Raw genomic sequence first — 19,807 nt, 5'->3', positions numbered from 1 at the left:
GCACTCACCGCTCGTCCACATCCGGCCCCCGCCCTACCACTGATGTGTGAACGGGGTCCACTATCAAGATCCATCGCCCAGCGCGAATTTGCATGCAGGCGAACTTTCTTGATATTGAGGCACGCCCTCCGGCCTGCGACGACAAGCGAAAATGTCACTTCTCGTGATCAACTGAACGCTTCGAGTATGAAGATCACCCATCATCCGACTTGATGATCCTTCGTCAGGTGGCAGAGGTCACAAAGCTTGTGGAATACCCCGTGTCGCAGATCACAGAGCGGCGGGCATAAGATGCGAGGCAGTTGGGCTTGTGACCTGCTTCACATGTTCTCGATCTTCGGCCCGGGACGAGCGGGACCTGTGGGACCGGTGAGGCGGAAGTGAGCCCAGTTGCAACCGCAGTCAGCGCCGACTGAGAGGAGCGAGGAGCGGTGAACGCGTATGCGCCCATCCTCGTACTGGGAGCCCTCGGGGCAGGCTTTGCGATCTTCTCCGTGGTCATGGCCACGCTGATCGGTCCGAAGCGGTACAACCGCGCCAAGCTCGATGCCTACGAGTGCGGTATCGAGCCGACCCCCACGCCGGCCGGCGGCGGGCGCTTCCCCATCAAGTACTACCTGACGGCGATGCTCTTCATCGTCTTCGACATCGAGATCGTCTTCCTCTACCCCTGGGCCGTCACCTTCGACGCCCTGGGGATTTTCGGGCTCGTGGAGATGCTGCTCTTCGTGCTCACCGTCTTCGTCGCCTACGCGTACGTATGGCGGCGCGGCGGCCTGGAATGGGACTGAGGGGCCTAACTGACATGGGACTCGAAGAAAAGCTGCCGAGCGGATTCCTGCTGAGCACCGTCGAACAGGCCGCGGGGTGGGTGCGCAAGGCGTCCGTCTTCCCCGCCACCTTCGGCCTCGCCTGCTGCGCCTTCGAGCTGATGGCGACCGGCGCGGGCAGGTACGACCTGGCACGGTTCGGCATGGAGGTCTTCCGCGGCTCGCCGCGCCAGGCCGACCTGATGATCGTCGCGGGCCGGGTCAGCCAGAAGATGGCCCCCGTCCTGCGGCAGATCTACGACCAGATGCCCAACCCCAAGTGGGTGATCTCCATGGGCGTCTGCGCCTCCTCGGGCGGCATGTTCAACAACTACGCGATCGTGCAGGGCGTCGACCACATCGTGCCCGTCGACATCTACCTGCCCGGCTGCCCGCCGCGCCCCGAGATGCTGATGGACGCGATCCTCAAGCTGCACCACAAGATCCAGACCTCGAAGCTCGGGGTCAACGCGGAGGAAGCGGCCCGCGAGGCCGAGGAAGCGGCGCTCAAGGCCCTGCCCACGATCGAGATGAAGGGGCTGCTGCGGTGAGCGACGCCAACGGCACCCACGGCGCGAACGGGTCCGCGAACGGGGTGAACCCCGAGAAGGACCTCTCCGCCTCCAACCTCCCCGGCCAGCGCGGCCAGGGCGGCGAGGAGATCCGCGTCCAGCGCGGCATGTTCGGCGCGAACAACGGCGGTGACACCTCCGGCTACGGCGGTCTGGTCCGCTCGGTCCGGCTCCCGGGACCGGCGGTCCGCCCCTACGGCGGCCCCGGCGGCGCGTTCGACGAGATCGCCGACGAGCTGGAGGGCGCCCTGGAGGAACAGGGCCTCCTCCCGGACAACGTCATCGAGAAGACGGTCGTCGACCGGGGCGAGCTGACCTTCCACATCGAACGCGAGCATCTGCTCCGCGTCGCCCAGACCCTGCGCGACGACCCCGCCCTGCGCTTCGAACTGTGCACCGGCGTCAGCGGCGTCCACTACCCGCACGACAAGGGACGCGAGCTGCACGCCGTCTACCACCTGCGCTCGATCACCCACAACCGGCTGATCCGCCTCGAAGTCAGCTGTCCCGACAGCGACCCGCACGTCCCGTCGCTGGTCCCCGTCTACCCGACGAACGACTGGCACGAGCGCGAGACCTACGACTTCTTCGGGATCGTCTTCGACGGCCACCCCGCCCTCACCCGGATCCTCATGCCGGACGACTGGCAGGGCCACCCGCAGCGCAAGGACTACCCCCTCGGCGGCATCCCCGTCGAGTACAAGGGCGCCCAGATCCCGGCTCCGGACCAGCGGAGGTCGTACTCGTGAGCAGCAGCACCCCCTCAGCAGCCGCCCGGGAAACCACCGAGGGCACCGTCTACACGGTCACCGGTGGCGACTGGGACGAGGTCGTCCGGTCCGCGGCCCGCGCCGACGACGAACGCATCGTCGTCAACATGGGTCCCCAGCACCCGTCCACCCATGGAGTGCTCCGCCTGATCCTGGAGATCGAGGGCGAGACGGTCACCGAGGCCCGCTGCGGCGTCGGCTACCTGCACACCGGTATCGAGAAGAACCTCGAGTACCGGACGTGGACGCAGGGCACCACGTACGTGACGCGCATGGACTACCTGACGTCCTTCTTCAACGAGACCGCCTACTGTCTCGCCGTCGAGAAGCTCCTCGGCATCGAGGACGAGATCACCGAGCGCGCCAAGATCATCCGAGTGCTCCTGATGGAGCTGAACCGGATGTCCTCCCACCTGGTCGCCATCGCCACCGGCGGCATGGAGCTGGGCGCCACCACGATCATGATCTACGGATTCCGTGATCGTGAAATGATTCTCGACCTCTTCGAGCTGATCACCGGTCTGCGGATGAACCACGCGTACATCCGCCCCGGCGGACTCGCCCAGGACCTGCCGCCCGGCGCGGTGGACCAGATCCGCGAGTTCGTGAAGAAGATGAAGAAGAACTTCCCGGAGTACGACAAGCTCGCCACCGGGAACCCCATCTTCAAGGGCCGTATGCAGGACATCGCCTATCTCGACCTGAGCGGCTGCATGTCCCTCGGCGTCACCGGCCCCATCCTGCGCTCCGCCGGCCTGCCGCACGACCTGCGCAAGACCCAGCCGTACTGCGGCTACGAGACCTACGACTTCGACATCCCGACCGCCGACACCTGCGACGCCTACGGCCGCTTCCTGATCCGCCTGGAGGAGATGCGCCAGTCGCTCAGGATCGTCGAGCAGTGCCTGGACCGGCTCCAGCCCGGACCGGTCATGGTCGCCGACAAGAAGATCGCCTGGCCCGCCCAGCTCGCCCTGGGACCCGACGGGCTCGGCAACTCCCTCGACCACATCAAGAAGATCATGGGCACCTCCATGGAGGCCCTGATCCACCACTTCAAGCTGGTCACCGAGGGCTTCCGCGTCCCGCCGGGACAGGCGTACGTGGCCGTCGAGTCACCCAAGGGCGAACTGGGAGCGCATGTCGTCTCCGACGGCGGCACCCGCCCCTACCGGGTCCACTTCCGCGACCCGTCCTTCGCCAACCTTCAGGCACTGGCGGCGATGTGCGAGGGCGGCCAGGTGGCCGACGTCATCGTCGTCATTGCGTCCATCGACCCCGTGCTGGGAGGCGTCGACCGGTGAACACCTCTTCTACGGAGCGGGGCGTCGGCCTGGGCATGCCCGAACTGCCCGCGCCCCCCTACCCGGACGACGTCCGGGCCCGGCTGGAGGCGGACGCGCGCGAGGTGATCGCGCGCTACCCGAACTCCCGGTCCGCCCTGCTGCCGCTGCTGCACCTCGTGCAGTCGGAGGAGGGGCACGTCACGCGCACCGGGATGCGGTTCTGCGCGGACATGCTGGGCCTGACCACCGCCGAGGTCACCGCGGTCGCCACCTTCTACACCATGTACCGGCGCAAGGCCTCCGGCGACTACCAGGTCGGGGTGTGCACCAACACGCTGTGCGCGGTGATGGGCGGCGACGCGATCTTCGAGACCCTCCAGGACTACCTGGGCGTCGGCAACGGCGAGACCACCGACGACGGCCTGGTCACCCTGGAGCACATCGAGTGCAACGCGGCCTGCGACTACGCGCCGGTCGTGATGGTCAACTGGGAGTTCTTCGACAACCAGACCCCGGCGAGCGCCAAGCGCCTGGTCGACGACCTGCGCGCGGGCCGGCCCGTGGAGCCCACGCGCGGGGCGCGGCTGTGCACCTTCAAGGAGACCGCGCGGATCCTGGCCGGCTTCCCCGACGAGCGGCCCGGGGCCGTCGAGGAGAGCGGCAGTGCGGGACCCGCGTCGCTGGTGGGCCTTCGCCTGGCAAGGGGAGAGGCCGCACCCGCGCGCGTGGTCCATCCGCGCGGAGGTCCGCAGGAGGTGCCGCAGGACACGGTGCACGAGCCGTCGCCGTCCGAGCACCTCAGTTCCCATGACGCGCCGCTTCGGACATCGGCCTCCGATCCTGCCCACCCGGCAGGGCCTGCCACCGAGGAGGGGGAGTGATGACCGTGGTACCCGAACTCAAGGACACCAGCCCCGAGAAGCTGCTCGCACCCGTGCTGTCGGCCTTCTGGGACGAGGACCGGTCCTGGACCCTGGACGTCTACCAAAGGCACGAGGGGTACGAGGGGCTCCGCAAGGCGCTCGCCATGTCACCGGACGACGTGATCGCCTACGTCAAGGAGTCCGGGCTGCGAGGCCGCGGCGGCGCGGGATTCCCGACCGGAATGAAGTGGCAGTTCATTCCTCAGGGTGATGGAAAACCGCACTATCTAGTTGTCAACGCCGACGAGTCGGAGCCCGGCACCTGCAAGGACATCCCGCTCCTCTTCGCGAACCCGCACAGCCTCATCGAGGGCATTGTGATCGCGTGCTATGCCATCAGGTCGTCGCATGCCTTCATCTATCTGCGGGGTGAAGTCGTCCCCGTTCTGCGGCGGTTGCACGAGGCCGTGCGCGAGGCCTATGCGGCGGGCTATCTCGGCGAGAACATCCTGGGCAGCGGGCTCGACCTCACTCTCACCGTGCACGCCGGCGCCGGGGCGTACATCTGCGGTGAGGAGACCGCACTGCTCGACTCGCTCGAGGGCCGCCGTGGCCAACCGCGGCTGCGTCCCCCCTTCCCTGCGGTGGAAGGCCTCTATGCCTGTCCGACTGTAGTGAACAACGTCGAGTCGATCGCGTCGGTTCCCGCCATCATGAAGAACGGGAAAGACTGGTTCAGGTCGATGGGCAGCGAGAAGTCCCCGGGCTTCACGCTCTACTCGCTCAGCGGCCATGTCGCCAGCCCCGGCCAGTACGAGGCCCCGCTCGGCATCACGCTCCGCCAGCTCCTCGACATGAGCGGCGGGATGCGGCCCGGACACCGGCTGAAGTTCTGGACCCCGGGCGGCTCCTCCACGCCGATGTTCACCGACGAGCACCTCGACGTCCCCCTCGACTACGAAGGGGTGGGCGCCGCGGGCTCCATGCTCGGCACCAAGGCGTTGCAGTGCTTCGACGAGACGACCTGCGTGGTGCGGGCGGTGACCCGCTGGACCGAGTTCTACGCCCACGAGTCCTGCGGCAAGTGCACCCCCTGCCGCGAAGGGACGTACTGGCTGGTGCAGTTGCTCCGGGACATCGAGGCCGGCAAGGGCGCCATGGCCGACCTCGACAAGCTCGCCGACATCGCCGACAACATCAACGGCAAGTCCTTCTGCGCCCTCGGCGACGGCGCCGCGTCCCCCATCTTCTCCTCGCTGAAGTACTTCCGTGAGGAGTACGAGCAGCACATCACGGGCCGGGGCTGCCCCTTCGACCCGGCCAAGTCGACGGCCTGGGCGGACCGCCCGGAGGTGAACGCATGACCGTGACCACGAGCGCCCCCGCGGGGGGCGGAGAGGCGGCGGTCCCGCCGGAAGACCTCGTCACGCTGACGATCGACGGCGTCGAGATCAGCGTGCCCAAGGGCACCCTGGTCATCCGGGCCGCCGAGCAGCTCGGCATCGAGATCCCCCGCTTCTGCGACCACCCCCTCCTGGACCCGGCCGGCGCCTGCCGGCAGTGCATCGTGGAGGTCGAGGGCCAGCGCAAGCCGATGGCGTCCTGCACCATCACCTGCACCGACGGCATGGTGGTGAAGACCCAGCTCACCTCGCCGGTGGCCGAGAAGGCCCAGCACGGGGTGATGGAGCTGCTCCTCATCAACCACCCGCTGGACTGCCCGGTCTGCGACAAGGGCGGCGAGTGCCCGCTCCAGAACCAGGCCATGTCGCACGGCAACGCCGAGTCCCGCTTCGAGGGCCGCAAGCGGACCTACGAGAAGCCCGTACCGATCTCCACCCAGGTGCTGCTCGACCGCGAGCGGTGCGTGCTGTGCGCCCGCTGCACCCGCTTCTCCAACCAGATCGCCGGCGACCCGATGATCGAGCTGGTCGAGCGGGGCGCGCTGCAACAGGTCGGCACCGGCGAGGGCGACCCGTTCGAGTCGTACTTCTCCGGCAACACCATCCAGATCTGCCCGGTCGGCGCGCTCACCTCGGCGGCCTACCGGTTCCGCTCCCGCCCCTTCGACCTCGTCTCCTCGCACTCGGTGTGCGAACACTGCGCGGGCGGCTGCGCCGTGCGCACCGACCACCGGCGCGGCAAGGTGATGCGGCGGCTCGCGACCCCGGACCCCGAGGTCAACGAGGAGTGGGTGTGCGACAAGGGGCGCTTCGCGTTCCGGTACGCCCAGCTCAAGGACCGGCTCGACACCCCGCTCGTCCGCAACGCCGACGGGGTACTGGAGCCCGCCTCCTGGCCCGAGGCCCTGGAAGTGGCCGCGCAGGGCCTGACCGCCGCCCGCTCCCGGGCCGGCGTCCTCATCGGCGGCCGGCTGACCGTCGAGGACGCCTACGCCTACAGCAAGTTCGCGCGCGTGGCGCTCGACACCAACGACATCGACTTCCGCGCGCGCGTGCACAGCGGCGAGGAGGCCGACTTCCTGGCCGCCCGGGTGGCCGGCCGCGGCCGTGACCTCGACGGTACGGGCGTCACGTACACGGCGCTGGAGCAGGCACCCGCCGTCCTGCTGGTCGGCTTCGAGTCGGAGGAGGAGGCCCCCGGCGTCTTCCTGCGGCTGCGCAAGGCCTGGCGCAAGCGCGGGCAGCGGGTGTTCGCGCTGGCCACGCACGCGACCCGGGGCCTGGAGAAGGCGGGCGGCACCCTGCTGCCGGCCGCTCCCGGCACCGAGACCGAGTGGCTGGACGCGCTCGCGGGCGGCGTCGGCCTGGAGGAGCCGGGCACCCGTGCCGCCGAGGCGCTGCGCGCCGAGGGCGCCGTCATCGTCGTGGGCGAGCGGCTGGCCGCCGTGGCCGGCGGGCTCACCGCCGCCGTACGCGCCGCCACGGCGACCGGCGCCCAGCTGGTGTGGATCCCGCGCCGGGCCGGTGAGCGCGGAGCGATCGAGGTGGGCGCGCTGCCCTCGCTGCTGCCGGGCGGCCGTCCGGCGACCGACCCGCGCGCGCGGGAGCAGGTCGCCGCCGCCTGGGGGCTCGCCGAACTCCCGCTGCGCTACGGCCGCGACACCCATCACATCATCGAGGCCGCCGCGACCGGCGAACTGTCGGCCCTCGTGGTCGCGGGCGTCGAGGTCGCCGACCTGCCCGACCCGGCACGCGCGCGTGAGGCGCTGCGCAGCGTCGGCTTCCTGGTCTCGCTGGAGCTGCGGCCCAGCGAGGTCACCGAGCACGCCGATGTCGTCCTGCCGGTCGCCGCGGTCGCCGAGAAGGCGGGCACCTTCCTCAACTGGGAGGGCCGCGTGCGCTTCTTCGAGGCGGCGCTGAAGCCCGAGCAGATGACCCGCCGCCTGGCGCCGACCGACACGCGCGTGCTGCACATGCTCGCCGACGCCATGGACCGTGCCGAAGGCGCCGACGGACGCTGCCGGCTGGGCCTGCCCGATCTGCGCAGCACCCGCGCGGAGATCGACCGGCTCGGCTCCTGGGACGGCGCCCGGGCCACCGATCCCCTGGAGGTGGCGGGCGTGCTGCCCCGGCCGGCCGTCGGCGAGGCGGTGCTCGCCGGGCACCGGCTCCTGCTCGACCAGGGCGTCCTCCAGGAGGGCGACGAGGCGCTCGCCGGCACCCGGCACGCCGCACGCGCACGCGTGTCGGCCGCGACGGCCGCCGAGGCCGGCGTGCGGGACGGCGAGACCCTCGTGGTCACCGGCCCGGCCGGCCGCGTCGAACTGCCGCTGCTGATCACCGAGATGCCCGACCGGGTGGTCTGGCTCCCGCTGAACTCCGCCGGTTCCGGCGTCGCCTCCGACACCGGGGCGCGGCCCGGCTCGCTCGTCCGTATCGGCCCGGCGGCAGTCGCCGGAGAGGCCCCCGAGGAGGTGGAGGCATGAGCCCGTACCTCGCTGTTGAAGACCTCTCGATGTTCGGCCGCGACCCGTGGTGGCTGGTCGTCGTCAAGGCCGTCTTCTGCTTCGCCTTCCTGATGGTGACCGTGCTGTTCTCCATCGTCTGGGAACGCAAGGTCGTCGCCTGGATGCAGCTGCGCATCGGCCCCAACCGGCACGGGCCCTGGGGCATGCTCCAGTCGCTCGCCGACGGCGTGAAGCTGATGCTCAAGGAAGACGTCATCGTCAAGCGCGCGGACAAGGTGGTGTACGTCCTCGCGCCGATCGTCGCGGCCATCCCGGCCTTCATGGCGATCGCGGTGATCCCCTTCGGGCCGGCCGACAACGAGATCTCGGTCTTCGGCCAGCGCACCACGATGCAGCTCACCGACCTGCCGATCGCGATGCTCTACATCCTCGCGGTCGCCTCCGTCGGCATCTACGGCATCGTGCTCGCGGGCTGGAGCTCCGGATCCACCTATCCGCTCCTCGGCGGCCTGCGCTCCTGCGCTCAGATGATCTCGTACGAGATCGCCATGGGCGCCGCGTTCGCGTCCGTGTTCCTCTACTCGGGGTCGATGTCGACGTCCCGGATCGTGGAGCAGCAGCACGACCGCTGGTACATCCTGCTGCTGCCGGTCTCCTTCATCCTCTACATCGTCACCATGGTCGGCGAGACCAACCGCGCGCCCTTCGACATGCCGGAGTCCGAGGGCGACCTGGTCGGCGGCTTCAACACCGAGTACTCGTCGATCAAGTTCGCGATGTTCATGCTCGCCGAGTACGTCAACATGGTGACGGTCTCGGCCGTCTCGACCACCCTGTTCCTCGGCGGCTGGCGCGCGCCCTGGCCGATCAGCGGCTTCTGGGAGGGCGCGAACCACGGCTGGTGGCCTCTGCTCTGGTTCGTGATCAAGGTCCAGCTGCTGCTGTTCTTCTTCATCTGGCTGCGCGGCACGCTTCCGCGGGTCCGCTACGACCAGCTGATGAAACTCGGCTGGAAGGTCCTCATCCCGGTCTCGGTGACCTGGCTGATGCTGGTCGCGACCGTACGGGCGCTGCGCAACGAGAACTACGACTTCGCCGACATCGCCCTGTACGTCGGCGGCGGCGTCCTCGCGCTGCTGCTGATCTCCTTCGTCGCCGACATGTTCCGGGCGAAGGCGCAGACGGCCGAAGAGGTGGCCGCCGAGCCGGAATTCGACCCGATGGCGGGCGGATTCCCCGTGCCGCCGCTGCCCGGACAGGAGCTGCCGCCGGTGCCCAGGCGGCGCCCCCGCCGCGAGCGGGAGCTGATTGTCAGTGGCGGGCCGGACACTGTCAGTGACGGAACTGTCGGATCTTCGCAGGGAAAGGAGGCGTCCGATGGCTGAGGAGCCCAAGGAGACCAAGCCCGGTTTCCTGAACCCCGTGGCCGGCTTCGGCGTGACCTTCAAGGCCATGTTCAAGAAGCGGCTGACCGAGCAGTACCCGGAGCAGAAGAAGACCACGGCTCCGCGGTTTCACGGACGGCACCAGCTCAACCGCCATCCGGACGGCCTGGAGAAGTGCGTCGGCTGCGAGCTGTGCGCCTGGGCCTGCCCCGCCGACGCCATCTATGTCGAAGGCGCCGACAACACCGACGAGGAGCGCTACTCGCCCGGCGAGCGGTACGGCCGCGTCTACCAGATCAACTACGCCCGCTGCATCCTGTGCGGCCTGTGCATCGAGGCGTGCCCCACGCGCGCGCTCACGATGACCAACGAGTTCGAACTGGCCGACTCCAGCCGCGCCAACCTCATCTACACCAAGGAGCAGCTGCTCGCCGGTCTCGAGGAGGGCATGGTCGACACCCCGCACGCGATCTTCCCGGGCACGGACGAACAGGACTACTACCGCGGCCTGGTCACCCAGGCCGCGCCCGGCACGGTCCGCCAGGTCGCCGTCTCCAAGGGGGAGACCCCCGAGGCCGCGGACACCGAGGAGGTGGAGGCATGAGCGCGCAGCTCGCCGCCTACTCCACCTCCACCGGCGAGGCCTTCCAGTTCTGGGTGCTCGGCACCGTCGCCGTGCTCGGCGCCCTGGGCACCGTCTTCATGAAGAAGGCCGTGCACAGCGCCCTGAGCCTGGCCGGCACCATGATCGTCCTGGCGGTGTTCTACCTCGCCAACGGCGCCTACTTCCTGGGCATCGTGCAGATCGTCGTCTACACCGGCGCGATCATGATGCTGTTCCTGTTCGTGGTGATGCTCGTCGGCGTCACGGCCGCCGACTCGCTGCGGGAGACCATCAAGGGCCAGCGCTGGCTGGCCCTGCTGTGCGGGACCGGCTTCGGCGTGCTGCTCCTGGCGGGCATCGGGAACGCCTCCCTGAAGGACTTCGACGGCGCCGGCAAGGCGAACGCGGGCGGCAACGTGGAGGGCCTCGCCTCCCTCATCTTCACCAAGTACGTCTTCGCGTTCGAGATCACCGGCGCCCTGCTGATCACGGCCGCCGTCGGCGCCATGGTGCTCACCCACCGCGAGCGCACCGAGCGCGCCCGCACCCAGCGCGAGCTGTCCGAACAGCGCGTCCGCGAGGGCAAGCACGTCCCGCCGCTGCCCGCTCCCGGTGTCTACGCCCGGCACAACGCCGTGGACATCGCGGGCCTGCTCCCCGACGGCACCGCCTCCGAACTGACCGTCAACCGGACCCTGCGCGAGCGCGGCCAGATCCGCGACGTGTCCGCGGAGGCGCTGGAGGACCTGAGGGCGCTGGAGCAGCGCGCGGAGGAACGCCTGGAGCGCAGGGCGGTCGAACCGGCGACGTTCAAGCGGTCCGAGGAGGCGTCGAAGTGAACCCGGTCAACTACCTGTATCTCGCCGCGGTGCTGTTCACGATCGGCGCGACCGGCGTCCTGATCCGGCGCAACGCCATCGTGGTCTTCATGTGCATCGAACTGATGCTGAACGCCTGCAACCTCGCGTTCGTCGTCTTCTCCCGGATGCACGGCAACCTCGACGGCCAGATCATCGCCTTCTTCACGATGGTCGTCGCCGCCGCGGAGGTCGTGGTGGGCCTCGCGATCATCGTGTCGCTGTTCCGCACCCGCCACTCGGCCTCGGTCGACGACGCCAGCCTGATGAAGCTGTAAGGGGTCGGAAGAATCGTGGAGAACCTGATCGCGCTGCTCATCGCGGCGCCCCTGCTCGGAGCGGCCGTCCTGCTGGTCGGCGGCCGGCGCCTGGACCGCGTCGGCCACTGGGTCGGCACGCTCCTGTCGGCCGCCTCCTTCGTGTTCGGCCTGGTCCTGTTCGCCGATCTGCTCGGCAGGAACGCCGAACACCGCACCCTCGTCAAGCACCTGTTCAGCTGGGTCCCGGTGGCCGGGTTCCAGGCGGACGCCACCCTCCGCCTCGACCAGCTGTCCATGACGTTCGTGCTGCTGATCACGGGTGTCGGCTCGCTGATCCACCTGTACTCGGTCGGGTACATGGAGCACGACGAGCGCCGCCGCCGCTTCTTCGGCTACCTGAACCTGTTCCTCGCGGCGATGCTGCTGCTGGTCCTCGCCGACAACTACCTGCTGCTGTACGTCGGCTGGGAGGGCGTCGGTCTCGCCTCCTACCTGCTGATCGGCTTCTGGCAGCACAAGCCGAGCGCCGCCACGGCCGCGAAGAAGGCCTTCCTGGTCAACCGCGTCGGCGACATGGGCCTGTCGATCGCGATCATGCTGATGTTCACCACCTTCGGCAGCTTCGCCTTCGGCCCGGTCCTCGGCCACGCCACCGACGCCTCCGAGGGCAAGCTGACCGCGATCGGCCTGATGCTGCTGCTCGCCGCCTGCGGCAAGTCCGCGCAGGTGCCGCTCCAGTCCTGGCTCGGCGACGCCATGGAGGGCCCGACCCCGGTCTCGGCCCTGATCCACGCGGCGACGATGGTGACCGCGGGCGTGTACCTCATCGTCCGCTCGGCAGCGATCTTCAACGCGGCCCCCGACGCCCAGCTGGCCGTCACCGTGGTCGGCGCGGTCACGCTGCTGTTCGGTGCGATCGTCGGTTGCGCCAAGGACGACATCAAGAAGGCGCTGGCCGGCTCGACCATGTCCCAGATCGGCTACATGGTCCTCGCCGCGGGCCTCGGCCCCATCGGCTACGTCTTCGCGATCATGCACCTGGTGACCCACGGCTTCTTCAAGGCCGGCCTCTTCCTCGGCGCCGGTTCGGTCATGCACGGCATGAACGACGAGGTCGACATGCGCCGCTACGGCGGCCTGCGGAAGTACATGCCGGTCACGTTCGTCACCTTCGGTCTCGGCTACCTCGCCATCATCGGCTTCCCGGGCCCGTCCGGCTTCTTCTCCAAGGACAAGATCATCGAGGCGGCCTTCGCCAAGGGCGGCACCGAGGGCTGGATCCTCGGCGGCGTGGCCCTGCTGGGCGCCGCCATCACAGCCTTCTACATGACGCGCGTGATGCTGATGACGTTCTTCGGAGAGGAGCGCTGGCGGAACCAGCCCACCCCGTCCCCGGCCGAGCCCAGCGTGGAACCGGCCGCCGAGACGCGCGGCGCGCACGCCGAACCGCATCCGCACGAGTCCCCGAAGGTCATGACGATCCCGATGATCGTGCTGGCGTTCGGCTCGGTCTTCGGCGGTGCCTTCTTCAGCATCGGCGACCGCTTCCTGCACTGGCTGGAGCCGGTCACCGGGCACAGCGAGGGCCACTCCCCGGTCGGCGCCGCGACGGTCACCGGGGCCACCATGGTCTGCCTGGTCATCGGCGTCGGCATCGCCTGGGCCCAGTACGGCCGCAAGCCCGTCCCGGCCGTCGCCCCGCGCGGCTCCCTGCTCACCCGCGCGGCCCGCCGCGACCTGCTCCAGGACGACTTCAACCATGTGGTCCTGGTGCGCGGCGGCGAGCACCTGACGCGCTCCCTGGTCTACGTCGACCACACCCTGGTGGACGGTGTCGTCAACGGCACGGCGGCCGGCTTCGGCGGTCTGTCCGCACGGCTGCGCCGGCTCCAGAACGGCTTCGCCCGCTCCTACGCGGTCTCGATGTTCGGCGGCGCGGCCCTGCTGGTCGCCGCGACCCTGCTGATGAGGGCGGTCTGATACCGATGTCCTTTCCTCTGCTGACAGCGACGGCGGCGCTCCCGGCGCTCGGGGCCGTCGCCACGGCCGCCGTGCCGGCCGCGCGGCGCACCGCCGCCAAGTGGCTGGCGCTGCTCGTCTCGCTCGCCACGCTCGCCCTGGCGATCACCGTCCTGGTCCGCTTCGACCCGGGCGGCGCCCGCTACCAGCTCACCGAGTCCCACGCCTGGATCAAGGACTTCGGGGTCCGGTACGAGCTGGGCGTCGACGGCATCGCGGTCGCGCTGATCGCGCTGACCGCCCTGCTGATCCCGTTCATCGTCCTGGCCGGCTGGCACGACGCCGATCCGCTGGAGACGGGCAGCCGCCGCTGGCGGCCCACCCAGGGCTTCTTCGCGCTGATCCTCGCCGTCGAGGCGATGGTGGTCATCTCGTTCGAGGCGACGGACGTCTTCCTCTTCTACATCTTCTTCGAAGCGATGCTCATTCCGATGTACTTCCTCATCGGCGGCTTCGGGGACCGTGCGCACGAGCACGGGGAGGAGGCGGCCTCGCGGCAGCGGTCCTACGCCGCGGTGAAGTTCCTGCTCTACAACCTGGTCGGCGGTCTGATCATGCTGGCCGCGGTGATCGGCCTCTATGTGGTCGCCGGGAACTTCTCCCTCCAGGAGATCGCCCACGCGCGCGCGAACGGCACGCTGCACATGGCGACGGGCACCGAACGCTGGCTGTTCCTCGGCTTCTTCTTCGCCTTCGCGGTGAAGGCGCCGCTGTGGCCGCTGCACACCTGGCTGCCCAACGCCATGCAGGAGTCCACCGCCCCGGTCGCCGTCCTCATCACCGCGGTCGTCGACAAGGTGGGCACCTTCGCGATGCTCCGCTTCTGCCTCCAGCTGTTCCCCGCGGCCAGCAAGTGGGCGACGCCCGTGATCCTCGTACTGGCGCTGATCAGCATCGTCTACGGCGCGCTGCTCGCCGTCGGCCAGCGGGACATCAAGCGTCTGGTGGCGTACGCGTCGATCTCCCACTTCGGCTTCATCATCCTGGGCATCTTCGCGATGACCAGCCAGGGCCAGTCCGGCGCCACCCTGTACATGGTCAACCACGGCATCTCCACGGCCGCGCTGATGCTGGTCGCCGGCTTCCTGATCTCCCGGCGCGGCTCGCGGCTCATCGCCGACTACGGCGGTGTGCAGAAGGTCGCCCCGGTGCTCGCCGGCACCTTCCTGATCGGTGGCCTCGCCACGCTCTCGCTGCCCGGTCTCGCACCGTTCGTCAGCGAGTTCCTGGTCCTGGTCGGCACCTTCACGCGCTACCCGGCGATCGGCGTCATCGCCACCTTCGGCATCGTCCTCGCCGCGCTCTACACCCTCGTGCTGTACCAGCGGACGATGACCGGCCCGGTGAAGCCCGAGGTGTCGGCGATGCCCGACCTGCGCGTGCGGGAACTCGTGGTCGTCGCCCCGCTGATCGTGCTGCTGATCTTCCTCGGCGTCTACCCGAAGCCCGTCACGGACATCGTCAACCCCGCGGTCCAGCAGACCATGTCCGACGTACACAAGACCGACCCCAAGCCCTCGGTGGAGGCGGCCAAGTGAGCGCAACAGCCGTCCACAGCCTGTGGACAACCGCGGCCGACCCGATCGCCAAGATCCCGGCGCCGAAGATCGAATACGGACAATTGTCGCCGACTCTGATCGTCATCGGCGCCGCGCTCGTCGGCGTGCTGATCGAGGCGTTCGTCCCGCGCAGATCCCGCTACTACGCCCAGCTGTTCGTCTCCGTCGTGGCGCTGTGCGCCGCGTTCGCCGCGGTGGTCGGGCTGGCGGCCGACGGCTACGGCACCACGAAGGCGCACATCGCCGCCATGGGGGCGATCGCGGTCGACGGCCCGGCCCTCTTCCTCCAGGGCACGATCCTGCTGGCCGCTCTGGTCGCCCTGTTCACCTTCGCCGAGCGGCGCCTGGACCCGGCCGCGCACGGCAACCGCGTCGACTCCTTCGCCGCCCAGGCCGCGTCCGTGCCGGGCAGCGACAGCGAGCAGGCCGCGGTCAAGGCCGGGTTCACCACCACCGAGGTGTTCCCGCTGCTCCTCTTCGCGGTCGGCGGCATGCTGGTCTTCCCCTCGGCCAACGACCTGCTGACCCTGTTCGTGGCCCTGGAGGTCTTCTCCCTGCCGCTGTACCTGCTGTGCGCGCTGGCCCGCCGCAAGCGGCTGATGTCGCAGGAGGCCGCGGTCAAGTACTTCCTGCTCGGCGCGTTCGCCTCCGCCTTCACCCTGTTCGGCATCGCCCTGCTCTACGGCTACGCGGGCTCCGTGTCGTACGCGCGGATCGCGCAGGTCGTCGACGGCACGGTCACCGACGTCGACCCGGCCCTCGCCAACACCATGGGCAACGACGCGCTGCTGCTGGTCGGCGCCGCGATGATCGTGATGGGGCTGCTGTTCAAGGTGGGCGCGGTGCCGTTCCACATGTGGACGCCCGACGTCTACCAGGGCGCCCCGACCCCGGTGACCGGCTTCATGGCGGCGGCGACCAAGGTGGCCGCGTTCGGCGCCCTGCTCCGCCTGCTGTACGTCGTCCTGCCCGGCCTGCGCTGGGACTGGCGGCCGGTGATGTGGGCGGTGGCCATCATCACCATGCTGGGCGGCGCGATTGTCGCGATCACCCAGACCGACATCAAGCGACTGCTGGCGTACTCGTCCATCGCGCACGCCGGATTCATCCTCGCGGGTGTCATCGCCACGTCGAAGGAGGGCGTCTCCTCGGTCCTCTTCTACCTGGCCGGCTACTCGTTCGTGACGATCGGCGCGTTCGCCGTGGTCACCCTGGTCCGCGACGCGGGCGGCGAGGCCACCCACCTGTCCAAGTGGGCGGGGCTCGGCCGCCGCTCACCGCTGGTCGCGGCCGTGTTCGCGGTGTTCCTGCTGGCCTTCGCCGGTATCCCGCTGACCTCCGGGTTCGCGGGGAAGTTCGCCGTGTTCAAGGCGGCGGCGGACGGCGGCGCGGTCCCGCTGGTGGTGATCGGTGTGATCTCCTCGGCGATCGCGGCGTTCTTCTACATCCGGGTGATCGTGCTCATGTTCTTCAGCGAACCGCGGCCCGAGGGTCCGACCGTGGCCGTGCCGTCGCCGCTGACCACGCTGGCGATCGGGGTCGGCGTCGCGGTCACGCTGGTCCTGGGTGTGGCACCCCAGTACTTCCTGGACCTGGCGGGTCAGGCCGGGGTGTTCGTGCGCTGATTCTGCCCACCGGACCGGCCGCTGCCCGGCTCCCTCTTCCCCGAGGGCGCCGGGCAGCGGCCTGTCCGCTTCCTGGCTCGGTGACGAGCGACACCGCACCGGATCCGACCGAGCCTGTGGATAACTCCGGGGCTGTCGGTCCGGCCCCCTATCGTTGAGGAAGTGGTCGACGGACGACACACGGGGGACCGGCGGGGGACAGGACGATGGGCGCGACGGGCGGGATCAGCGAGATGCCAAGGGTGACCGAGGGGCCGGGAGCGGCCGCCAGCGAGGCGCTGGCCACACTGCACCGGGTCTTCGGATACGAGGCCTTCCGGGGCGAGCAGGAAGCGATCATCGAGCATGTGGTGGCGGGCGGCGACGCCCTCGTCCTCATGCCGACCGGCGGCGGCAAGTCGCTGTGCTACCAGATCCCCGCCCTGGTCAGGCCCGGTACGGGCATAGTGATCTCCCCGCTGATCGCGCTCATGCAGGACCAGGTGGACGCGCTGCGCGCCCTCGGCGTGCGGGCCGGCTTCATCAACTCCACGCAGGACTTCGACGAGCGTCGCACGGTCGAGGCCGAGTTCCTGGCCGGCGAGCTGGACCTGCTCTACCTGGCCCCGGAGCGACTGCGCCTGGAGGGCACGCTCGACCTGCTCTCCCGCGGCAAGATCTCCGTCTTCGCGATCGACGAGGCGCACTGCGTGTCCCAGTGGGGCCACGACTTCCGCCCGGACTATCTCACCCTGTCCCTCCTCGGCGAGCGCTGGCCGGACGTCCCGCGGATCGCCCTGACCGCCACGGCCACGCGCGCCACCCACGAGGAGATCACCCAGCGGCTGAACCTGCCGGCGGCCCGCCACTTCGTCGCCAGTTTCGACCGGCCCAACATCCAGTACCGGATCGTCCCCAAGGCCGACCCCAGGAAGCAGCTGCTCGCCTTCCTCCGCGAGGAGCACCCGGGCGACGCCGGCATCGTGTACTGCCTCTCCCGCAACTCGGTGGAGCGCACGGCGGAGTTCCTGACCGCCAACGGCATCGCGGCGGTGCCGTACCACGCGGGCCTGGACGCGGGCACCCGCGCCGCGCACCAGTCCCGGTTCCTGCGCGAGGACGGCCTGATCGTGGTGGCGACCATCGCCTTCGGCATGGGCATCGACAAGCCGGACGTGCGCTTCGTCGCCCACCTGGACCTGCCCAAGTCGATCGAGGGCTACTACCAGGAGACCGGCCGCGCCGGCCGGGACGGCCTGCCCTCCACGGCCTGGATGGCGTACGGCCTCAACGACGTCATCCAGCAGCGCAAGCTGATCCAGTCCGGCGAGGGCGACGAGGCATTCCGCCGGCGGGCCCAGGCCCACCTCGACGCGATGCTCGCGCTCTGCGAGACCGCCCGCTGCCGCCGCGGCCAGTTGCTCGCCTACTTCGGCCAGGACGCCCCGGCCGCGGACTGCGGCAACTGCGACACCTGCCTCACCCCGCCTGAGACCTGGGACGGCACGATCGCCGCCCAGAAGGCACTGTCGACGGTGGTACGGCTCCAGCGGGAGCGCGGGCAGAAGTTCGGCGCGATGCAGATCGTGGACATCCTGCTCGGCAAGCGCACCGGCAAGGTGATCCAGTTCGACCACGACCAGCTGTCGGTGTTCGGCATCGGCCAGGACCTCACCGAGGCGGAGTGGCGGGGCGTCATCCGGCAGCTGCTGGCGCAGGGGCTGCTCGCGGTCGAGGGGGAGTACGGCACGCTGGTGCTCACCGAGGCGAGCGGTTCGGTGCTGCGGCGGGAGCGCGAGGTGCCGCTGCGCAAGGAGCCGAAGAAGCCGGCCGTCTCCCGGTCCCGGTCGGGCTCCTCGGGCGGCGACCGCAAGCCGAGAGCCGCCGCGGCCGAGCTGCCCGACGAGCTGCTGCCCGCCTTCGAGGCGCTGCGTGCCTGGCGTGCCGAGCGGGCCCGGGAGCAGGGCGTCCCGGCGTACTTCATCTTCAACGACGCCACCCTGCGGGAGATCGTCACCCGCCGGCCCGGCTCGGTGCGGGAGCTGGGCGCGGTGAACGGCGTCGGCGAGAAGAAGCTGGCGACCTACGGGGAGGGCGTCCTCGCGGTGCTGGCGACCCTCGACGGCGCGAACCCGGCCCCGAACCCGGCCTCCGGCCCGGGCCATGAGGACCACTGGCCCGAGCCGGCCGAGGAACCGGAGCCGGAACCGGACGACTGGATATAGGGCGACTGGACAGAGCGGGCGGCTGGACGTCACGGGCGACTGACGGTGCGGCCGTTCGCCCGGCCGCACCGCCGCACGACCCGGTCAGGCCAGCGTCGTCAGCAGTCCGGGCGCGAAGGTGATCAGGAGGGGCAGCAGCGGCACCAGCGCGGCCACCGTCGTCGTCAGGGCCCGCTGCCGGCGCAGCAGCCGGGGCGGCGGCTCCAGCAGCCGGTCCACGCGTTCGCCGAGCAGCCGGCGGCTGGAGGCGCAGGACAGCACGCCCCGGTGCTGGTTCAGCTCGATCAGCGCGAGGGCGGTGGTCAGGTGCCCGCAGCGCCGGGAGGCGGTGTCGTCGGCGGCCAGTTCCACCAGGCGGTGCGTCTGGTCGCAGAAGTGGGCGAAGAGCGGCACGCGCGGAAAGCCGGTGGCGAGCGCGGTGGACAGGTGCAGCAGCCAGTCGTGGTGGGCGCGGGCGTGACCCCGCTCGTGGGTCAGGACGGCGTCCAGCTGGTGGTCGGTGAGCCGGTGCAGCGCCCCCGTGGTGACGACGAGCTGAGCCGGGTGCCCGGGCATCCACCAGGCGTCCGGGTACTCGTCCTCCAGCACCAGCATCGGACCGCGCGCCGCGGGCAGCCCGGCCGGCAGCTCGGGGGCGCGTTCGCGCAGCTGCGCCCGGGCCTGGTCGCGGCTGCGACGGGCCTCGACCAGCTCCCGGGCGAGCATCGCGGTCGTCCAGGCGGCCCCGCAGGCCAGCAGGACGGTCAGCGCGGCGGCCCACACCGGGGCGGCGGAGAGGTCGTAGGCGGCGGTGACGGAGGGCGGCGCCGGCGCGAACACCCGGTCGCGGACGGTGTGGAAGACGGCCGCCGCGCCCAGCACCAGTGCCGTCAGACAGCACAGCAGGACGGTGGCGACCAGGCACTGCCACACCCACAACGCGACCACGGGTTCCCGCTCGGGCCAGCCGGCGCGGGTCAGCGCGCGCGGTGCCGGGACGGCCGCCGTCAGCGCGACGACACTCAGCAGGAGCAGGCAGACGGTCATGCCGGGGCTCCGGTTCCTGGTCGGAGAGGTGTGCGGATATCGGCGGCGGCGCGCGGGGACGCGCGCCGCTGGGTGGTGCGTGTCCCGTCAGTATGAC

16 protein-coding genes are annotated in these 19,807 nt (G+C 70.1%); 15 read left to right on the top strand and 1 reads right to left on the bottom strand.

Going from position 1 to position 19,807, the window contains the following annotated elements:
* Window positions 1-431: 431 nt before the first annotated feature.
* From ACZ5CZ_RS12855 to recQ, 15 genes are all read left to right on the top strand, one after another.
* Window positions 432-791 (top strand): NADH-quinone oxidoreductase subunit A, encoded by a 360-nt coding sequence (locus tag ACZ5CZ_RS12855; protein WP_053654533.1) that lies wholly within the window; start codon window positions 432-434, stop codon window positions 789-791.
* Window positions 792-805: 14 nt separating this feature from the next.
* Complete coding sequence (locus tag ACZ5CZ_RS12850) at window positions 806-1,360, top strand: NuoB/complex I 20 kDa subunit family protein (RefSeq protein ID WP_385841844.1); 555 nt, start codon at window positions 806-808, stop codon at window positions 1,358-1,360.
* Window positions 1,357-2,130, top strand: a complete 774-nt coding sequence (locus tag ACZ5CZ_RS12845; RefSeq protein WP_385841843.1) for an NADH-quinone oxidoreductase subunit C — start codon at window positions 1,357-1,359, stop codon at window positions 2,128-2,130. The genes ACZ5CZ_RS12850 and ACZ5CZ_RS12845 overlap by 4 nt, the downstream gene beginning before the upstream one ends.
* Window positions 2,127-3,455 carry an NADH-quinone oxidoreductase subunit D gene (locus ACZ5CZ_RS12840; protein ID WP_385841842.1) on the top strand — a complete coding sequence of 443 codons (1,329 nt, stop codon included), beginning with the start codon at window positions 2,127-2,129 and terminating at the stop codon, window positions 3,453-3,455. The genes ACZ5CZ_RS12845 and ACZ5CZ_RS12840 overlap by 4 nt, the downstream gene beginning before the upstream one ends.
* Window positions 3,452-4,318, top strand: a complete 867-nt coding sequence (gene nuoE, locus ACZ5CZ_RS12835; RefSeq protein ID WP_385841841.1) for an NADH-quinone oxidoreductase subunit NuoE — start codon at window positions 3,452-3,454, stop codon at window positions 4,316-4,318. The genes ACZ5CZ_RS12840 and nuoE overlap by 4 nt, the downstream gene beginning before the upstream one ends.
* Window positions 4,318-5,664, top strand: a complete 1,347-nt coding sequence (gene nuoF, locus ACZ5CZ_RS12830) for an NADH-quinone oxidoreductase subunit NuoF (protein ID WP_385841840.1) — start codon at window positions 4,318-4,320, stop codon at window positions 5,662-5,664. Before nuoE ends, nuoF begins: the two co-directional genes overlap by 1 nt.
* Window positions 5,661-8,189 (top strand): NADH-quinone oxidoreductase subunit G, encoded by a 2,529-nt coding sequence (locus tag ACZ5CZ_RS12825; RefSeq protein WP_385841839.1) that lies wholly within the window; start codon window positions 5,661-5,663, stop codon window positions 8,187-8,189. Before nuoF ends, ACZ5CZ_RS12825 begins: the two co-directional genes overlap by 4 nt.
* Window positions 8,186-9,556 (top strand): NADH-quinone oxidoreductase subunit NuoH, encoded by a 1,371-nt coding sequence (gene nuoH / locus ACZ5CZ_RS12820; RefSeq protein WP_468942159.1) that lies wholly within the window; start codon window positions 8,186-8,188, stop codon window positions 9,554-9,556. Before ACZ5CZ_RS12825 ends, nuoH begins: the two co-directional genes overlap by 4 nt.
* On the top strand, window positions 9,549-10,160 hold the full coding sequence (gene nuoI / locus ACZ5CZ_RS12815) for an NADH-quinone oxidoreductase subunit NuoI (protein ID WP_468942157.1): 612 nt from the start codon (window positions 9,549-9,551) through the stop codon (window positions 10,158-10,160). The genes nuoH and nuoI overlap by 8 nt, the downstream gene beginning before the upstream one ends.
* Window positions 10,157-10,999 (top strand): NADH-quinone oxidoreductase subunit J, encoded by an 843-nt coding sequence (locus tag ACZ5CZ_RS12810; RefSeq protein ID WP_468942154.1) that lies wholly within the window; start codon window positions 10,157-10,159, stop codon window positions 10,997-10,999. The genes nuoI and ACZ5CZ_RS12810 overlap by 4 nt, the downstream gene beginning before the upstream one ends.
* Window positions 10,996-11,295, top strand: a complete 300-nt coding sequence (nuoK, locus tag ACZ5CZ_RS12805) for an NADH-quinone oxidoreductase subunit NuoK (protein WP_385841835.1) — start codon at window positions 10,996-10,998, stop codon at window positions 11,293-11,295. The genes ACZ5CZ_RS12810 and nuoK overlap by 4 nt, the downstream gene beginning before the upstream one ends.
* Window positions 11,296-11,310: 15 nt before the next feature.
* Window positions 11,311-13,257 (top strand): NADH-quinone oxidoreductase subunit L, encoded by a 1,947-nt coding sequence (gene nuoL, locus ACZ5CZ_RS12800; RefSeq protein WP_468942151.1) that lies wholly within the window; start codon window positions 11,311-11,313, stop codon window positions 13,255-13,257.
* 5 nt (window positions 13,258-13,262) lie between these two features.
* Entirely contained in the window at window positions 13,263-14,834 is a 1,572-nt protein-coding gene (locus ACZ5CZ_RS12795) for an NADH-quinone oxidoreductase subunit M (RefSeq protein ID WP_385841833.1), read from the top strand.
* Window positions 14,831-16,480 (top strand): NADH-quinone oxidoreductase subunit NuoN, encoded by a 1,650-nt coding sequence (gene nuoN / locus ACZ5CZ_RS12790; protein WP_468942147.1) that lies wholly within the window; start codon window positions 14,831-14,833, stop codon window positions 16,478-16,480. The genes ACZ5CZ_RS12795 and nuoN overlap by 4 nt, the downstream gene beginning before the upstream one ends.
* Before the next feature lie 206 nt (window positions 16,481-16,686).
* The gene (gene recQ / locus ACZ5CZ_RS12785; RefSeq protein WP_468942144.1) at window positions 16,687-18,684 is read left to right on the top strand and encodes a DNA helicase RecQ; all 1,998 of its coding nucleotides are present in this window, start codon (window positions 16,687-16,689) and stop codon (window positions 18,682-18,684) included.
* Window positions 18,685-18,768: 84 nt separating this feature from the next.
* Here the strand turns inward: recQ and ACZ5CZ_RS12780 are convergent, their stop codons facing one another.
* Window positions 18,769-19,710, bottom strand: coding sequence for a M56 family metallopeptidase (locus ACZ5CZ_RS12780; protein ID WP_385841830.1), 942 nt, complete (start codon window positions 19,708-19,710; stop codon window positions 18,769-18,771).
* Between the last annotated feature and the right edge of the window lie 97 nt (window positions 19,711-19,807).

This window comes from Streptomyces sp. NPDC031418, assembly GCF_055581605.1.
Note: the sequence above shows the minus strand (reverse complement) of the source record. Positions and strands in the feature narration are given on the sequence as shown.

Excerpts from the sequence above, each read along its gene's own strand:
- nuoH (WP_468942159.1), top strand. The coding sequence starts at position 8,186 with ATGAGCCCGTACCTCGCTGTTGAAGACCTCTCGATGTTCGGCCGCGAC.
- ACZ5CZ_RS12780 (WP_385841830.1), bottom strand. The coding sequence starts at position 19,710 with ATGACCGTCTGCCTGCTCCTGCTGAGTGTCGTCGCGCTGACGGCGGCC.
- ACZ5CZ_RS12825 (WP_385841839.1), top strand. The coding sequence starts at position 5,661 with ATGACCGTGACCACGAGCGCCCCCGCGGGGGGCGGAGAGGCGGCGGTC.
- ACZ5CZ_RS12810 (WP_468942154.1), top strand. The coding sequence starts at position 10,157 with ATGAGCGCGCAGCTCGCCGCCTACTCCACCTCCACCGGCGAGGCCTTC.
- ACZ5CZ_RS12795 (WP_385841833.1), top strand. The coding sequence starts at position 13,263 with ATGTCCTTTCCTCTGCTGACAGCGACGGCGGCGCTCCCGGCGCTCGGG.
- nuoI (WP_468942157.1), top strand. The coding sequence starts at position 9,549 with ATGGCTGAGGAGCCCAAGGAGACCAAGCCCGGTTTCCTGAACCCCGTG.
- ACZ5CZ_RS12850 (WP_385841844.1), top strand. The coding sequence starts at position 806 with ATGGGACTCGAAGAAAAGCTGCCGAGCGGATTCCTGCTGAGCACCGTC.
- recQ (WP_468942144.1), top strand. The coding sequence starts at position 16,687 with ATGGGCGCGACGGGCGGGATCAGCGAGATGCCAAGGGTGACCGAGGGG.
- nuoF (WP_385841840.1), top strand. The coding sequence starts at position 4,318 with ATGACCGTGGTACCCGAACTCAAGGACACCAGCCCCGAGAAGCTGCTC.